This window comes from Nocardia sp. JMUB6875 (assembly GCF_041154655.1).
GTDB lineage: Bacteria > Actinomycetota > Actinomycetes > Mycobacteriales > Mycobacteriaceae > Nocardia.
Genome location: NZ_BAAFGR010000073.1, coordinates 1 through 16021, shown reverse-complemented (window position 1 = coordinate 16021; position 16021 = coordinate 1). Strand labels below are relative to the sequence as shown.

The window sequence follows — 16021 nt, the reverse complement described above, 5'->3', positions numbered from 1 at the left end:
GGCACTCGGTGGTGGGGGTTATGGGTAGTGTCACCCATTCAGTATATTGCAGCGAGACTGCAATAGTGTGTACGGTGGCAAACAGGCCGGAATGGCGAGCGACTGATCAGTTATCGACAGCTCGTCCCACACATGGAGACAGGAGAGCTCTGATGACCGACGAAGACCTCACGAACAACCGCGGCGACCGGAAGCCCCGCTTCCAGGTGTCCCGGCGCGGAGTGTTCGGGGTGGGCGCGGCCGCGCTGGCGGCCGTCGGGGTGGGCGCGGCCGTCGCGGGCTGCGACAGCAACAGCGACAACGGCTCCGCCGCCGAGCAGACCACCAAGGACGCGGTTGATCCGAGCAGCCACATCGTCGATCAGCAGAAGCAGGTGCAGTCCGCGCTGCCCTTCTCCGATACCCAGGACTTCGCCGACACCGACAAGGGCTTCATCGCCAAGCTCGAGCCCGATCTGGTGAAGGACGCCAAGGGAAACACCATCTGGGACAACGAGTCCTACAAGTTCATTCAGGGCACCTGCCCCAACTCGGTGAACCCGTCGCTGTGGCGGCAGTCGCAGCTGGTGGTGAAACAGGGCCTCTACGAAGTGGTTCCGGGCATCTATCAGATCCGCGGCGTGGACCTGTCGAACATGACGATCATCGAGGGCAAGACCGGCGTCATCGTCATCGACCCGCTGATCTCCACCGAGACCGCCAAGGCCGGTATGGACCTGTACTTCTCCAAGCGCGGGCAGAAGCCGGTCACCGGCATGATCTACACCCATTCCCACGTCGACCACTTCGGCGGCGCGCTGGGCGTCATCACCCTGGAAGACGCTGCCTCGGGCCGGATTCCGGTGATCGCGCCGCAGGGTTTCATGGAACACGCTGTCGCGGAGAACATCTTCGCGGGCACGGCCATGGCGCGCCGCTCGGCCTACATGTACGGCGCGGCGCTGCCCCGCGGTGAGAAGGGGCAGGTCGGCGCGGGCCTGGGCATGACCACCTCGACCGGCACCGTGAGCCTCATCCCGCCGAACAAGGACGTCACCCGCACCGGTCAGGAGGAGACCATCGACGGGGTGAAGGTGGTCTTCCAGATCACGCCGGGCACCGAGGCCCCCTCGGAGATGAACTTCTACTTCCCCGACTTCCGCGCGATGTGCATGGCGGAGAACGCGACTCACACGCTGCACAACCTGCTGACCCTGCGCGGCGCGCTGGTGCGTGACGCGCACGTCTGGTCGCAGTACCTGACCGAGACCATCAATATGTTCGGCGGCATCTCCGACGTTGCGTTCGCCTCGCACCACTGGCCCACCTGGGGCAGCGACAAACTCGTCGAATGGCTGTCGCTGCAACGCGATACCTACGCCTACCTGCACGACCAGACCCTGCGCATGCTCAATCAGGGCTACACCGGCATCGAGATCGCCGAGATGATCCAGATGCCGCCGGCCATCGAGCAGAAGTGGTACAACCACGGCTACTACGGCTCGGTCAGCCACGACGTGAAGGCCGTGTACCAGCGCTACATGGGCTGGTTCGACGGCAACCCGGCGCACCTGTGGGAGCACCCGCCGGTCGATGCGGGCAAGCGGTACGTGGACGCCATGGGCGGCGCGAGCGGCGTGCTGAAGGTGGCCCGCAAGGCCTACTCCGACGGCGACTACCGCTGGTGCGTCCAGGTTCTCAACCACCTGATCTTCGCCGATCCGAACAATGAGAAGGCGAAGATGTTGCAGGCCAGCGCCTTCGAGCAGCTCGCCTACGGTTCGGAGAACGCCACCTGGCGCAACTTCTTCCTCTCCGGCGCCTACGAGCTGCGCAACGGCAACTTCGGCACCCCGACGAAGGCCAACTCCGCCAGCATGATCAGCGCCCTGAGCGTGGATCAGGTCTTCGACTCCGCGGCATTCCTGGTCAACGGCCCCAAGGCGTGGGACCTGCACCTGGTCAACGACTGGGTCATTACCGACCAGAACCAGACCTACCGCACCGAGCTACGCAACGGCGTACTCATCCACTACGTGGTCCCCGCCGACTTCAAGGGCCCCGCCCCCGACGCCACCTTCACCCTGTCGCGGCTCGAGCTGATCGCCACCATGACCGGGGCCAAGGACATCGTGAAAGAGATCCAGTCCGGCGCGATCAAGGTCACCGGCGACCCGACCAAGCTCAAGCAGCTCAAGGACGTCATGGACAAGCCGGATCCCAACTTCAATATCGTCACCCCCTGATGTGAGGTGAGTGGTCGCGGCGTGACGGGAGTTACCGAGGCTGACGTCACGCCGCGACAACTATCGATAGGTGCCCGGGTTACAGAATCCGAATGATCCTGGCGCGCAGGATCAGTGCGGATTTCGGGTGATGCGCTGCGTGGGCTGCTCGGCCTCGGCGGCGACCGCCGCGCGCTCGACGGTCATCAGGCTCTCGGAGTGGTGTTCGGCGTAATACTTTGCGGCGCCGCCGTTCAGACCGAAGAGCGACTTGCTCCACAGCAGCCAGATCACCGCGGCCAGGTTGACCACCAGCGCGGCAATGCGCAGGAAGGTGATCTTCTCGCTGAGCTCGTAGATCTCGAGCGGCAGGAAGATGCTGGTGGCCACCACCGCGAAGTACTCGCCCCAGCGCTTGACCAGCCACAGGCCGACCGCCTCGATGATCTGGATGGTGGCATAGGCGAACAGCGCGACCGCGATCCAGATCAGGACGTTCGGCGAGAGCGTGAACGCCTTGTCGATGCCCCGGATGATCTTGGAATGGTCCGGATTGAAACCGATCTGGTCGGCGAGCTGGCGGATCAGCGGAAGATCCTTGTCCCAGTTGGCCTTCCAGTGCTCGCGGCGATGCCGCAGGGTGAGCACGCCCGCGCCCAGCAGGATCAGCACCAGCGCGCGGCCGACCCGCTCGGCCGCCAGCAGCCGCATGATGATCCGGTCGCGCAGCAGCCGCCCGCGCGGCACCTCGGGCGCGTCGTCGGCGGGCCCGCTCAGCCGCGGCTCACCCGGCACGAAATCACCGCAGCGCAGGCAGCGCCAGGATTCACCCGCCGGGGTGGCGACGTGGAGGCGTGCCGCGAGCTCGGGCTCGGTGGGGGCATAGGTCTCGTGCCCTCGGGCAGCGCAGGTCCACAGACTGAAGTCCATGCGCTGGAGCGTACCGGTCGGCGGCGCCGGAACCGGTTCGGTTGGCAGCGGGGGAGAGTCAGCCCGCCGCGAGCGCCCGCAGCTGCTCGAGATAGGTGCGGGTGCGCGGATCGCCCGGGAAGCGCTCGATCATCTCCCGCGCGGTCTCACCCGCGATCCACATGAGCGACGGCAGCGAGCGGCGCTTGCCCGCGAAGGCCAGCAGACCCTCGTCCAGGGCGAGCTCCAGATTGCGATCGCGCACCGCGACCACCGCCAGGGTCAGGTGCGCCTCGGAAACCCGCATGGGTTTGCGGATGCTGCCGTCGGGCCGGGTCGAGGTCAGGATCACCTGGCGGGCAAAGTCTTCCGCCCGCCGGTCGTCCCCGGCTACCCGGCAGCAGTCCATGGCGTAGAAGTCGAACTTCTGCGGATCGACCACGAAATGATTGTCCAGATTGGACGGATGCTCGATGGTGTCCAGAATCGAACGGCCCTGCGCCAACGCCGCTTCCACCTCGCGCCGATCGCCCAGCCGGGCCCACGCCTTGGCACGCTGCGCGGCCAGCTGGACGCCGACGCCCAGGCGGCTGGTGGTGGCGTGTGCGGCCTCGGCGGCCTCGATCGCGCCCTTGTAGTTCGCCTGGGTCAAAGAGAACCAAGCGGCCATTTCGGCTCCCCAGCCGATGATTTCGGCGTGCTCGGCCTCCTGGCCCAGCGACAGGGCCGCGCGGCGGGTGGCCTCGGCGGCGGTGCGCCAGCCCAGGTCGTAATCAACGCAACCGACCAGTAGGGCAACCCATCCGGCCAAAACCAGCACCTCCCGGTGCTGCGCCAGAGTCAGTCGACCGTCCAGGAGTGAGGTGATACGGCGCAGCCAGGCCGTCCCTTCGGTGTGCAGCTCGTGCGGATCCGCGCACGGATACTCCGAGCACAGCCGATCCGCGGTGATCCGGATGGCGTCCAGCGTGGAAGCCGACACATCGGACATCCGTAGGCGCCCAATGAATTCCAGCGTGTCCATGCCGGTGGCCGAGAGCATCTCGTCATCGCGATTGGGCCGGGCCTTGGGGAAGAACGCCGCCGTCACCGTGTCGAAGGCCGCGGCGATGATCGGGGCGTAGAAATCGTCCGGTCGGGATTCTCCGGACTCCCAGCGCCGCCAGTTGCGCAGAAGTGTGCTGTCGGTTGGCAGATTGTGACTCGACTTGGCGCGCATGGCTCTTACCGCGTCGGCTTGTGACCACCCCCGAGCATCGCGTTCGGCACGCATTCGGACAGCCCAGACAGGTCGATCGTCACCGGCGGACACGCTCTGTAGTATCTCACCAGTTAACGCCGGATGGACCCGGATAGGGCATCTGGATGTCAGTGGGTTGACATCTGCAATTGCATTCGTGATTACGCCAAGCTGTTCCACAGGGCACACTTCATGACAGCGATCCCCAATCCAACGGAGGTTCGGGTGGAAGCGTTGATCTATGGGTACGTGCGTGACGACTTGACCGATGGCCGCAGCGATGAGCTGGAGGACGCCATGTGCGGCCTCGCCCAGTCGGCCGGTCTCTGCTTCGCCGCCACGTTCCATGAATCGACCCCCGGCGACGGCACCGCGTTCGCGGAGCTGACCGCCGAGCTCAAGCGTGCCGATGCCCACCACGTGGTGGTGCCGTCGCTCGATCATCTTGCGGGCCAGACGATTCCGCGTGACATTCTGATCGCCAAGCTGGCGCACGAGGCGTCCGCTCAGGTCTGGACCGTCGAGCACTAGCCCGTTCCGCTCCGAAGACACCGCCGCACCCGCGTCGAGAACGCGGGTGCGGCAATGGTTTTCGGACAATTGGGGACATTTACCCCGAAGCGGGCTTACCTTCTGCGGACCGGTCGGTGCGGCTAGAGGCCGAAACCCCCGCGACCGCGACGGCGCAGGTACTTCTCGAACTCGGCGGCGATGGCATCGCCGTCGATCTTGGCCATGGCGTCGTTGATGTCGACCTCGGCGTCGCCGCGCTCCTCGAGCGAACGGACATACTCGGCGATCTCCTCATCGCCGGCGGTCATCTCGTTGACCGCGCCCTCCCACTCCTCGGCCTGCTCGGGCAGCCCGCCCAGCGGCACCTCGACATCGAGGACATCCTCGACCCGGTGCAGCAGCGCGATGATCGCCTTCGGGTTGGGCGGCTGGGAGACATAGTGCGGCACCGCGGCCCAGAAGGAGATGGCCGGGACACCCGCGCGCACGCACGCGTCCTGCAGCACTCCGGTAATACCGGTCGGTCCCTCGTAGCGGGTCTGCTCCAGGTTGAAGCGCTCCGCGGCTTCCTTGCTGTACGCGGTGCCGGTGACCGGAACCGGGCGGGTGTGCGGGGTGTCGGCCAGTAAAGCGCCGAGGATCACCACCGTCGTCACCCCGAGCTGCTCGACGAATTCGAGGATGTCGTTGCAGAAGCTGCGCCACCGCATATTGGGCTCGACCCCGCGCAGCAGCACCACATCACGCTCACTACCCGGGGGCGAGCACACCGACAGCATGGCCGAGGGCCACTGGATCTCGCGGGTCACCCCGTCAACCTGGCGCACCGTGGGCCGGTTGACCTGATAGTCGTAGTAGTCCTCGGAATCGAGCTCGGCCAGCGGCTGCGCGTCCCAGATCAGTTCCAGATGCTCGACCGCGCCACTGGCGGCGTCGGCGGCATCGTTCCAGCCTTCGAAGGCGGCCACGAGCACCGGATCCCGCAGCGTAGGCAGGTCCGATTCGGGTGGCACCGGGGATTCACTGGCGTTCACCCGGTCAGCCTACGGTGTAGCTCGAACTGGTGTGCATGCGACGCGCAATGTCCGACTCGGGAGTAGCACGCCACACCGACGCGGGGATTGTCCGTCCTTCCCACTACTCTTGAGTTCATGTCTGTACGCAGCCGCGCCGAATTCGACACCACCCTTTTGGACACGCTCAGGCGGCGTGTCGTGATCGGGGACGGTGCCATGGGCACGATGCTGCAGGCCGCGGATCTCACGCTCGACGATTTCCGGGGCCTGGAAGGTTGCAACGAGATCCTCAACGAAACGCGGCCCGACGTGCTGCGCCACATTCACCGCGCCTACTTCGAGGCCGGTGCCGACGCAGTCGAGACCAATACCTTCGGCTGCAACCTGCCCAACCTGGCCGACTACGACATCGCGGATCGGATCCGGGATCTGTCCGAGCGCGGCACCCGCCTCGCGCGCGAGGTCGCCGACGAGATGGGCAAGTCCGCGGACGGGACTCCCCGCTATGTGCTGGGCTCCATGGGCCCGGGCACCAAGCTGCCCACCCTGGGTCACGCGCCGTATGAGGCGCTGCGCGATGCCTACACCGAGGCCGCGCTCGGCATGCTCGATGGCGGCGCGGACGCGATCCTGGTCGAGACCTGCCAGGACCTGCTGCAGGTCAAGGCCGCGGTCACCGGTAGCCACCGGGCCATGGCGCAGGCCGGTCGCCGGATTCCGATCATCACGCACGTGACCATGGAGACCACCGGCACCATGCTGGTCGGTTCCGAGATCGGGGCGGCGCTGACCGCGCTGGAGAAGCTGGGCATCGACATGATCGGGCTCAACTGCGCCACCGGGCCGGACGAGATGAGCGAGCACCTGCGGCATCTGTCCAAGCACGCGCAGCTGCCGGTGTCGGTGATGCCGAACGCCGGTCTGCCGATCCTGGGCGCCAAGGGTGCCGAATACCCGCTCACCGCTGAGGAACTCGCGGTCGCGATGAGCCAGTTCGTGTCCGAGTTCGGGCTCTCGCTGGTGGGTGGCTGCTGCGGCACCACGCCCGAGCACATCCGGCAGGTGGCCGAGGCGGTGCGCGAGGTCGAGCAGGCCAAGCGCAATCCCGTGCACGAGCCGAGCGTCTCGTCCATCTACTCCTCGGTGCCTTTCGAGCAGGACGCCTCGATCCTGATGATCGGCGAGCGCACGAATGCCAACGGCTCCAAGGCCTTCCGCGAGGCCATGCTGGCCGGCGACTGGCAGAAGTGCCTGGATATCGCCAAGGATCAGACCCGCGACGGCGCCCACATGCTGGACCTGTGCGTGGACTACGTGGGCCGCGACGGCACCGCCGACATGGCCGAACTGGCCTCGCGGCTGGCCACGGCGTCCACGCTGCCGATCATGCTGGACTCCACCGAAACCCCGGTGCTCAAGGCTGGTTTGGAGCATCTGGGTGGCCGGTGCGCCATCAACTCGGTGAACTACGAGGACGGCGACGGGCCCGATTCGCGGTTCCAGCAGACCATGGCGCTGGTCGCCGAACACGGTGCGGCCGTGGTCGCTTTGACCATCGACGAAGAGGGCCAGGCGCGCACCGCCGAGCACAAGGTCGCCATCGCCGAGCGGCTGATCGAGGACATCACGACCAACTGGGGTCTGGAAGAGTCCGACATCATCATCGACACGCTGACCTTCACCCTGGGCACCGGCCAGGAGGAGTCGCGACGCGACGGCATCGAAACCATCGAGGCCATCCGCGAACTCAAGAAGCGGCACCCCAATGTGCAGACCACGCTGGGTCTTTCGAACATCTCCTTCGGTCTGAACCCGGCCGCCCGGCAGGTGCTCAACTCGGTGTTCATGCACGAATGCGTCCAGGCCGGACTGGATTCGGCGATCGTGCACGCCTCCAAGATCCTGCCCATGGCGCGGATTCCGGAGGAGCAGCGCGAGACCGCGCTGGATCTGGTGTACGACCGACGCACCGAGGGCTACGACCCGCTGCAGAAGTTGATGGCGCTGTTCGAGGGCGTCTCCACGGCCTCGTCCAAGGCCTCGCGCGCCGAGGAGCTGGCGGCGCTGCCGCTGTTCGAGCGGCTGGCGCGGCGCATTGTGGACGGCGAGCGCAACGGCCTCGAGGCCGACCTCGACGAGGCCATGAAAGAGGTTCCGCCGCTGCAGATCATCAACGAGACGCTGCTCTCGGGCATGAAAACCGTTGGTGAGCTGTTCGGTTCGGGTCAGATGCAGCTGCCGTTCGTGCTGCAGTCGGCCGAGGTGATGAAAACCGCTGTGGCGCACCTGGAACCGCATATGGAGGCCACCGACGACTCGGGCAAGGGCCGCATCGTGCTGGCCACGGTCAAGGGTGACGTGCACGACATCGGCAAGAACCTGGTCGACATCATCCTGTCCAACAATGGCTACGAGGTCGTGAATCTCGGTATCAAGCAGCCGATTTCGGCGATCCTGGACGCCGCGGTCGACAAGAAGGCCGATGTCATCGGCATGTCCGGGCTGTTGGTGAAGTCCACCGTGGTGATGAAGGAGAACCTCGAGGAGATGAACAGCCGCGGCGTCGCCGCGCAGTTCCCGGTGCTCCTCGGCGGTGCGGCGCTCACCCGCGGCTATGTCGAGAACGATCTCACCGAGGTCTACGAGGGCGATGTGCACTACGCGCGCGACGCGTTCGAGGGCCTGAACCTGATGGACGAGATCATGACCCGCAAGCGCGGCGGCGGTCTGGACCCGAACTCGCCCGAGGCGCTGGCCGAGGCCGCGAAGCTCGCCGAGCGCAAGGCCCGCCACGAGCGGTCCAAGCGGATCGCCGAGGAGCGCAAGGCCAAGGAGGTGCCCGTCGAGGTGCCCGAGCGCTCCGATGTGGCCGCTGACCTGCCGGTGCCCACCCCGCCGTTCTGGGGCACCCGAATCATCAAGGGCCTGGCGGTGAACGAGTACTCCGGGCTGCTCGACGAGCGGGCGCTGTTCCTGGGCCAGTGGGGTCTGCGCGGGCAGCGCGGCGGTGACGGGCCGTCCTATGAGGAGCTGGTGGAGACCGAAGGCCGTCCGCGCCTTCGGTATTGGCTGGACCGGCTGATCGCCGAGGGTGTGCTGCAGCACGCCGCCGTCGTCTACGGGTATTTCCCGGCGGTCTCCGAGGGCGACGATGTGATTGTTCTCACCGAGCCCAAACCCGATGCGCCGGAACGCTTCCGGTTCACATTCCCGCGTCAGCAACGCGACCGGTTCCTCTGCATCGCCGATTTCATTCGCTCGCGCAAGGACGCGATCGAATCCGGTCAGGTGGATGTGATGCCGTTCCAGCTGGTCACCATGGGTCAGCCGATCGCCGACTTCGCGAATGTGCTGTTCGCCGAGAACAACTACCGCGACTACCTCGAGGTACACGGAATCGGCGTGCAACTCACCGAGGCGCTCGCCGAGTTTTGGCACCGTCGCATCCGGGAAGAGCTCACACTGGAAGGACATTCGGTCGCTGACGAGGATCCCGCCGATGTGCTGGATTACTTCAAACTCGGATACCGTGGCGCACGGTACTCGTTCGGCTATGGGGCCTGCCCGAACTTGGAGGATCGGGCCAAACTCGTTGAACTGTTGGACGCCGGTCGAATCGGCGTGATTCTGTCGGAGGAGCTGCAGCTGCATCCGGAGCAGTCGACGGATGCGTTCGTCCTCTTGCATCCGGAAGCCAAGTACTTCAACGCTTAATATTTCCAGAGGTTTCCGGGCTTTCGCGCAGCGTTGCAGGGTGCTCGGCGCGAAAGCTTGCAGGAGGGGCACAACCACATGAGCGCAGACCGGCTGATTGCGGGGCGGTACCGACTAACGGATCCGATCGGCACCGGTGCGATGGGGGTCGTGTGGCGCGCGACCGATGTGCGGCTGCGACGCACCGTCGCGGTCAAGCAGTTGCTGTTGACACCGGGGCTGACCAGGTCGCAGGCCGTGGAGGCCAGGATGCGGGCGATGCGTGAGGGGCGCATCGCGGCGCGTCTGCACCACCCCAATGCCGTCACGGTGTTCGACGTGGCGGAGGAGGACGGCCAGCCCTGGCTGGTCATGGAATACGTGGACGCCGTGAGCCTGGCGGCGCTGATGCGGGAGAAGGGCAAGCTCGCACCGGTCGAGGTGGCCCGGATCGGGGCCAAGGTGGCCGAGGCGCTGGCCGCGGCCCACAAGGCCGGGATCGTGCACCGCGACGTCAAGCCCGCCAACATCCTGGTGGCCGACGACGGGACGGTGAAGATCACCGACTTCGGCATCTCGCGGGCGACCGGGGACGTCACGGTCACCTCGACCGGGTTCCTGGCGGGCACGCCCGCCTACCTGTCGCCCGAGGTAGCGCGCGGGGAGAACCCGGAACCGGCCTCGGACGTATTCGCCTTGGGCTCAACGCTTTACGCGGCCGTGGAGGGTAAGCCGCCGTTCGGTGAGGGTGACAACCCGCTCGCGGTGCTGCACTCGGTGGCGCGCGCCCAGGTGCCGCGGCCCGCACACGCGGCGGCACTGGCGCCGGTGCTGATGGATCTGCTGGCCGCCGAGGCGGAGGATCGGCCGACCATGACGCAGGCGGCGGAGCGACTGCACGCGGTCGCGGAAGGGCGGGCCCCGGCCGCGTCGATCCAGCCGACCAAGGTGCTGCCGCCGGTGGCCGCGGCCGCGGCGGTGGACAGTTCGGCCAAGACCACGGTGCTGTCCACCTCGCGCACCGGTGCGCCGAGCAATGCGGCCGACCCGACCGTGCATGTCGACATGAACAAGGGCCCGCGCGGGACCGTGCCCCGGGTACCGCCGCCGGGTGCCGGTGGTGGCGCGAAAACCGGTGGCGGGGAACGGAATCCGCGACAGCTGGCGCTCGTCGCCGTGGGTGTGGTCGGTGCGCTGATCGTGGCCACGGTGATCGCGATCGCGGTGAGCCGCAATGGCGGTGGCGGCAACGCTCCGCAGGCCGGTGGCGGCAGCTCGATCACGACGCCGGCGACCGCGCCCGAGACCTCGGCGCCCGAGAACCTCGGCCCCGCCGCGGGCGGCAACCAGTCCACGCGCGAAGGCCAGGCGGGTGGGGCGACGCACGCGCCGACCACCACGACGACTCCGCCGCCGTCATCCTCGGCGCCCCCGTCATCGTCGGCGCGTCCGAGCAGCACCGCACCGACGACCACGCCGCCGGCGCCTCCGCCCGCCTCGGTGACCTCGTTCATCCAGAGCTACTACGGCATGCTGCCCGGCAATGTGAGCGGCGCGTGGGCGATGCTCTCGCCCGGGTACCAGTCCTCCACGGGCGGGTACAACAGCTACGCCTCGTTCTGGGGCAGCATCTCGTCGGTCAGCGTGGGCGCGATCACTCCCAGCGGTGACAACCGGGCGGTCGTAACGCTCACCTATGTGCTGAAGAACGGGCAGGTCAGCACCGAGAACCGGTGGATCCAGGTGGATTCCTCGGGCGGCCGTCAGGTGATCGCCGCCTCGGGCCTCTGATCGGCCCGCCAGCTCCGGCCCCGATAGTCTGAACCGGCTCCACCCCGATCGGGTGGGGCCGGTTCTGGGTTATGCGGAGGGAGTGCGGGTCGGTGGCGCGTGTGGACGCGGTGTTGTGGGATATGGACGGAACGCTGCTGGACTCGGAGAAGCTCTGGGACATGGCATTGCGTGAGCTGGCGGGGGAGTACGGGCGCGAGCTGACCGAGGAGGTCCGGCACGCGCTGATCGGGGCCTCGGGCCCCAACGCGTTCCGGATCCTGTTCGAGGGCCTGGGCATCGAGCACACGCCCGAAACTGTCGCGCACGGCTCGGAGTGGATGGAGGCCCGGGTGACCGAGCTGTTCCACGGGCCGGTGCCGTGGCGGCCGGGTGCGCGCGAGGCCCTGGAAATGGTACGGGCAGCGGGCATTCCGATGGCCCTGGTGACCAATACCAAGCGTTCGCTGACGGAATTCGGGCTCGATACCATCGGCCGCGAGTTCTTCGGCGCCACCGTGTGCGCCGACGAAGTGCCGCACGGCAAGCCCGCCCCCGACCTGTACCTGCGCGCGGCCGAACTGCTCGGCGTCGACCCGAATAATGCTGTGGCCATCGAGGATTCGCCGACGGGTTCGATCGCGGCGCAGGCGGCGGGCTGTGCGCTGCTGGTGGTGCCGTGCGAGGTGCCGGTGCCGGACGTGCCGGGCCGCACCTTCCGGGAGAGCCTCGTCGGTCTCACCGTCGCGGATCTGGAAGACCTGCTGCGCGCGCACGCCGCCTCCTGAGCCGCCGCGTTCCCATTCGTCCAAGGCCGGACGGTCGAGGTCGTCTAACCTGCGGATATGAATGTTCAAGAGCGGCTGCGCGGCATCTGCGCCGGGCTGCCGGAGGTGACCGAGAAGCTCAGTCACGGTGAGCCGTGCTGGTTCGCGGGCGGCAAGAAGATGTTCGTCATGTTCGCCGACCACCACCACGACGACCGGCTCGGATTCTGGTGCGCCGCACCGGCCGGGGTGCAGGAGGAACTGGTGGCCGCCGAGCCGGACCAGTTCTTCCGGCCGCCTTACGTGGGGCATCGGGGCTGGCTCGGGGTGTATCTGGACGTGGCGGTGGACTGGGACGAAATCGGCGAGATCGTCGACGACGCCTACCGGACCGTGGCCACGAAACGGCTTGTGGGGGAACTGGATCGGCGCGTCGCCTCGGAATGACGCGCGACCGGCCCGGCGAGAACGCCGGGCCGGTACGGGTTTTCGGGTCAGCGCAGCGGGCCGAAGAAGGCGCGCAGGTCACCGGCCAGGTTGGCCGGGTCCTCCATGGCCGGGAAGTGCAGGCCGCGTTCGAATTCGGTCCAGTGGGCGTCGGCCGGGGCGGGGACGACGCGGCGGACCGTTTCGTCCGCGCCGAAGACGGCGAAGCCCTGCGGGACCGACGGGGGAGCGCCCCATTCGGTGGAGTGGGCCTGCTCGTAGAGGGTGTGGGCGGCCGAGCCGCCCGAGGCGGTGAACCAGTAGAGGCTGACCGTGGTGAGCAACTGGTCGCGATCGATGGGGAGGTCGGTCCAGGACTCGAACTTCTCGGCGATCCAGGCCAATTGGAGCAGCGGGGAGTCGACCAGGCCGTAGCCGATGGTCTGCGGACGCGAGTTCTGGATGGCGAGATAGCCGGAGCCTTCGCGGCGGAAGGCGTCCATCCGGTCGAGGATGACCTTGTCGATCGGATCATTGGCGTCCAGCCGATCGGCCATACCCGGCAGGAAGGTGGCGACATTCGCCGCGGTCATCGGGTCGGTGACCACGTGGACTCCGGTCACATGCTCACCGCCGAGCGCCGCGACCAGGCCGGAGACGCCGCCGCCGACATCGCCGCCGTGCACGCCGTAGCGGTCGTAGCCGAGGCGGGCCATGAGTTCGATCCAGGCGCGGGCGGTACGGGCCATGGTCCACCCGGTCGCGCTGAGCGGGGTCGAGAGGGTGTAGCCGGGCAGCGACGGGGCCACCACGTGGAAGGCCTGGCCCTCGGCAGGATCGGTCAGCAGGGTGATCAGGCCCATGAACTCAGCGATCGAGCTGGGGAAACCGTGGGTGATGAGCAGCGGCTGCGCATCGGGATGCTCGGAGCGGACATGCAGGAAGTGAATCTGCTGACCATCGATCTCGGTCGTGAACTGTCCGAAGGCATTCAGCTTGGCTTCCTGTGCGCGCCAATCGAATTCGGTACGCCAATAGTCGGCCAGCTCGCGCAGGTTGGATTCGGGGATGCCGCGCTCCCAGCCGGTGCCGGGCAGCTGGGCGGCCCAGCGGCCCCGGGCCAGGCGGTCGTGCAGATAATCCAGCTCGGACTGGGGGATATCGAGGGTGAAGGGGCGAATCTCGGTGCTCATCAAGGTGTTCCGTTCACTAGGAAGATCTCTTCCGAGACTCTTCATCTTGCGCTCGAAACCCAACGTAGGAGCCATTGCGGACGAGTTCGTTCCGCGATTGGCAGATAGCGTCTGGGAATGTTGGAAGCTCCGATCGGCCGCTGCGCCCGCTGTCGCTGCTGCAATCCCGCCGCGACTGGACCCCGGACTGACCTCGCCGCCAGCCCCGACGTCACCCGCGCACGCTCCGCAATGACATGGAGTTGATCACCCGGCTACCAACGCGGCGTCTCATCCTGATTCGCAAATCGGCCTGACCTCGGCGGTAATACCCGGTATTCTCGAGAGGTGGCTATTGATTGGCACTACCGCTTCGCCTACCTGCTCGGCGTTGCAGGGGTCGATATCGACGATGTCGTCGACGCGCTCCTCGATTGGCTCGCCGGGCAGCAACGCGTGTGGCTGCGTTCGACCGATAGTCAGTACGTTGTCATGTGGATGCGCACTGCCAGCGGGACGCCGGTGGAAATCTTGGCGCGCATCGCTGGAAGCGACCTGAATCTGGTCGCGGGACGGGTATTGAGCGGTGACCGGCTCAACGAGTTCGAGAAATGGGAGGACACCGATGAGTGACATCAACGACCCCACCACTCCGGAAGAAGTCGACGACCTACTGGATCGGCTGGTGTTCACTGACGAACCGGTCGAGTTGCCCGTGGTGGTCGGCCAGGACACCGACGGCGCGCTCAAGCCGCGGTCGGTGAAGATGACCGATGACATGTATCGCCGCGCCGGAAACCGGGCGGTCAACCTCGGCATGTCCGTGTCGGCCTATCTGCGTTCGTTGATCGAACGTGATCTCGTACAGGTCGCGCACAAGGGCAGTCCGGTCGCGGAATTGTCCCGCATCGCGGCTGAGCTGTCCCGTGCCGCGGCTGAACTCGACCACACCGCTACTGAGCTCGGCCGCACGGCCTGAGCGGTCGGTGCCGGGCATCGCCGGATCGTCTCGGGCCTGTGCCGGACGGTCTGAGCGATACTGTGCTGATTCAGATCCGGCGGTAGTGCTCGTCGAGCACAGGCACCGAATCCAACTCCGAGATCTGGTGGCCCGCGTTGCAGTGATCGGAGAGATCCTTTCCGTCCCGAGCCTGCACCACCCGCAACTCGTCGACCGAATCATTGAGTGATTCGGCGACTTTGGCCGCGTGTCGGTATCCGGGCGCATCCCGATCGGCGACGATCCATACCCGATGTGCGCCGCGCAGCCATTCGGCGTGATCCAAGTGCCAGCCGTTCGCGCCGCCCGCGTTGCAGGTGGCGGTCAGGCCGGCATGTGTGGCCGTGAGCACGTCGGCCTCGCCCTCGCAGACGAAGATGTCCCGGCCCTCCCGCACCGCCTTGATCACCTCCGGTAGGTGGAACGGAAGATGCGCGAATCCGCCGTACTCCCAGCCGGTTTCGGTACGCCGCTGCTGATAGAAGGTCTTCACGTAGCCTTGCCGATGCAACGTCCGAACCCGGAATACGCACCCGGCCGGGCTGCCGTCAGGCCATCGGTAGATATACGCGGCTACCCGGCGAGGCCGCCTGATCGGTGGTCCGAAATCCGGCTTCTGCACTGAAAGCGGCAGTCCCGCAGCCAAAATCGCCCGATCCGCCAGCCCTGGCTCAGCAGTCTCCCGAGTCACCGATCCCCGCGGTGGCGGCGGCCCATCGAACAAATCCCGCACCCCCAACCCCAGCCGCTCCAACACCTCCTCGTCGGAGCACCCCGCAAAACACCGGATCACCGTCTTCTGCCGCTGCAGGTTGTACACCACCCCCAGCGACGGCCGATGCCGCCGCCCGTCCGCCTCGTGCACCGGACACAAATAGGTAGTCCACTCGGTCCCGCGCTTCCCCGGCCCCGACACCCGATACAGCGCCCGGTTGATGGTCTCCCACGATCTCTGACTGCCCATACGCCGGTCCTCTCACTACCGGTTGTACCCGCCCGGGCCGGGCTGTCAAAGCCCCTGAATCGTGTTGTTACGCAGGTGAGAGAACGGTCGAGCAGATGTGCGCACAACTGCGCGTACGACTTTTCGGGATGAAACCGGGCGGATGGTCTCACATCAAAACTCGAGGGGCACAGGAAAAGTGAGTATTCACAATCGGGGGTTATCTCGGGCGTGTCGCGGGGGCGGGCGGCAAGAATGGGCGGCATGGTTGCGGGTGGGGGTTGGGTCGACGGGCAGGGCGCCGGCGGGCATGTGCCCGGGGGGGATTGCGAGAAGTATCCGGTGGATTGGCCGGGGGGCGAGGGGTG

General features: G+C 66.8%; 13 protein-coding genes. 8 read left to right on the top strand and 5 right to left on the bottom strand.

The annotated features are described in order from the left end of the window. Positions 1–152: 152 nt before the first annotated feature. Positions 153–2225, top strand: a complete 2073-nt coding sequence (locus ACAM49_RS19990; protein ID WP_369637045.1) for an alkyl/aryl-sulfatase — start codon at positions 153–155, stop codon at positions 2223–2225. Positions 2226–2336: 111 nt separating this feature from the next. Here ACAM49_RS19990 and ACAM49_RS19985 read toward each other — a convergent pair whose 3' ends face one another. Both ACAM49_RS19985 and ACAM49_RS19980 read right to left on the bottom strand, forming a co-directional pair. Then, positions 2337–3134: a DUF2127 domain-containing protein gene (locus ACAM49_RS19985; RefSeq protein WP_369637044.1), complete on the bottom strand. Its 798-nt coding sequence runs from the start codon at positions 3132–3134 to the stop codon at positions 2337–2339. Positions 3135–3192: 58 nt separating this feature from the next. Beyond that, positions 3193–4332: an XRE family transcriptional regulator gene (locus ACAM49_RS19980; protein WP_369637043.1), complete on the bottom strand. Its 1140-nt coding sequence runs from the start codon at positions 4330–4332 to the stop codon at positions 3193–3195. A gap of 246 nt (positions 4333–4578) precedes the next feature. Between ACAM49_RS19980 and ACAM49_RS19975 the strand changes: the two genes are divergently transcribed. Continuing rightward, entirely contained in the window at positions 4579–4884 is a 306-nt protein-coding gene (locus ACAM49_RS19975; RefSeq protein WP_369637042.1) for a hypothetical protein, read from the top strand. A 122-nt stretch (positions 4885–5006) separates the two neighbouring features. Here the strand turns inward: ACAM49_RS19975 and ACAM49_RS19970 are convergent, their stop codons facing one another. Next, positions 5007–5900 carry a PAC2 family protein gene (locus tag ACAM49_RS19970; protein WP_040809088.1) on the bottom strand — a complete coding sequence of 298 codons (894 nt, stop codon included), beginning with the start codon at positions 5898–5900 and terminating at the stop codon, positions 5007–5009. A gap of 117 nt (positions 5901–6017) precedes the next feature. Between ACAM49_RS19970 and metH the strand changes: the two genes are divergently transcribed. The 4 genes from metH to ACAM49_RS19950 all read left to right on the top strand — a co-directional run bounded on the left by metH (position 6018) and on the right by ACAM49_RS19950 (position 12559). Then, positions 6018–9596, top strand: a complete 3579-nt coding sequence (gene metH / locus ACAM49_RS19965) for a methionine synthase (RefSeq protein ID WP_369637041.1) — start codon at positions 6018–6020, stop codon at positions 9594–9596. Between the two features lie 78 nt (positions 9597–9674). Further along, the gene (locus ACAM49_RS19960; RefSeq protein ID WP_369637040.1) at positions 9675–11366 is read left to right on the top strand and encodes a serine/threonine-protein kinase; all 1692 of its coding nucleotides are present in this window, start codon (positions 9675–9677) and stop codon (positions 11364–11366) included. A 92-nt stretch (positions 11367–11458) separates the two neighbouring features. Next, positions 11459–12133 (top strand): HAD family hydrolase, encoded by a 675-nt coding sequence (locus tag ACAM49_RS19955; RefSeq protein WP_369637039.1) that lies wholly within the window; start codon positions 11459–11461, stop codon positions 12131–12133. A 57-nt stretch (positions 12134–12190) separates the two neighbouring features. Continuing rightward, the gene (locus ACAM49_RS19950; RefSeq protein WP_369637038.1) at positions 12191–12559 is read left to right on the top strand and encodes an MmcQ/YjbR family DNA-binding protein; all 369 of its coding nucleotides are present in this window, start codon (positions 12191–12193) and stop codon (positions 12557–12559) included. Between the two features lie 47 nt (positions 12560–12606). Here ACAM49_RS19950 and ACAM49_RS19945 read toward each other — a convergent pair whose 3' ends face one another. Beyond that, on the bottom strand, positions 12607–13731 hold the full coding sequence (locus ACAM49_RS19945; RefSeq protein WP_369637037.1) for an epoxide hydrolase family protein: 1125 nt from the start codon (positions 13729–13731) through the stop codon (positions 12607–12609). 327 nt (positions 13732–14058) lie between these two features. Here ACAM49_RS19945 and ACAM49_RS19940 point away from each other — a divergent pair, with 327 nt between their 5' ends. Beyond that, positions 14059–14343 carry a hypothetical protein gene (locus ACAM49_RS19940; protein ID WP_369637036.1) on the top strand — a complete coding sequence of 95 codons (285 nt, stop codon included), beginning with the start codon at positions 14059–14061 and terminating at the stop codon, positions 14341–14343. After that, complete coding sequence (locus tag ACAM49_RS19935) at positions 14336–14689, top strand: hypothetical protein (RefSeq protein ID WP_369637035.1); 354 nt, start codon at positions 14336–14338, stop codon at positions 14687–14689. The genes ACAM49_RS19940 and ACAM49_RS19935 overlap by 8 nt, the downstream gene beginning before the upstream one ends. A 70-nt stretch (positions 14690–14759) precedes the next feature. On the opposite strand, the gene ACAM49_RS19930 is transcribed toward ACAM49_RS19935, so the two are convergent. Next, positions 14760–15221, bottom strand: a complete 462-nt coding sequence (locus ACAM49_RS19930; protein ID WP_369637034.1) for a toprim domain-containing protein — start codon at positions 15219–15221, stop codon at positions 14760–14762. Between the last annotated feature and the right edge of the window lie 800 nt (positions 15222–16021).

Bases quoted from the DNA above. Each gene is read 5' to 3' on its own strand.
- ACAM49_RS19990 (WP_369637045.1), top strand. From the start codon at position 153: ATGACCGACGAAGACCTCACGAACAACCGCGGCGACCGGAAGCCCCGC.
- ACAM49_RS19985 (WP_369637044.1), bottom strand. From the start codon at position 3,134: ATGGACTTCAGTCTGTGGACCTGCGCTGCCCGAGGGCACGAGACCTAT.
- ACAM49_RS19980 (WP_369637043.1), bottom strand. From the start codon at position 4,332: ATGCGCGCCAAGTCGAGTCACAATCTGCCAACCGACAGCACACTTCTG.
- metH (WP_369637041.1), top strand. From the start codon at position 6,018: ATGTCTGTACGCAGCCGCGCCGAATTCGACACCACCCTTTTGGACACG.
- ACAM49_RS19960 (WP_369637040.1), top strand. From the start codon at position 9,675: ATGAGCGCAGACCGGCTGATTGCGGGGCGGTACCGACTAACGGATCCG.
- ACAM49_RS19950 (WP_369637038.1), top strand. From the start codon at position 12,191: ATGAATGTTCAAGAGCGGCTGCGCGGCATCTGCGCCGGGCTGCCGGAG.
- ACAM49_RS19945 (WP_369637037.1), bottom strand. From the start codon at position 13,731: ATGAGCACCGAGATTCGCCCCTTCACCCTCGATATCCCCCAGTCCGAG.
- ACAM49_RS19935 (WP_369637035.1), top strand. From the start codon at position 14,336: ATGAGTGACATCAACGACCCCACCACTCCGGAAGAAGTCGACGACCTA.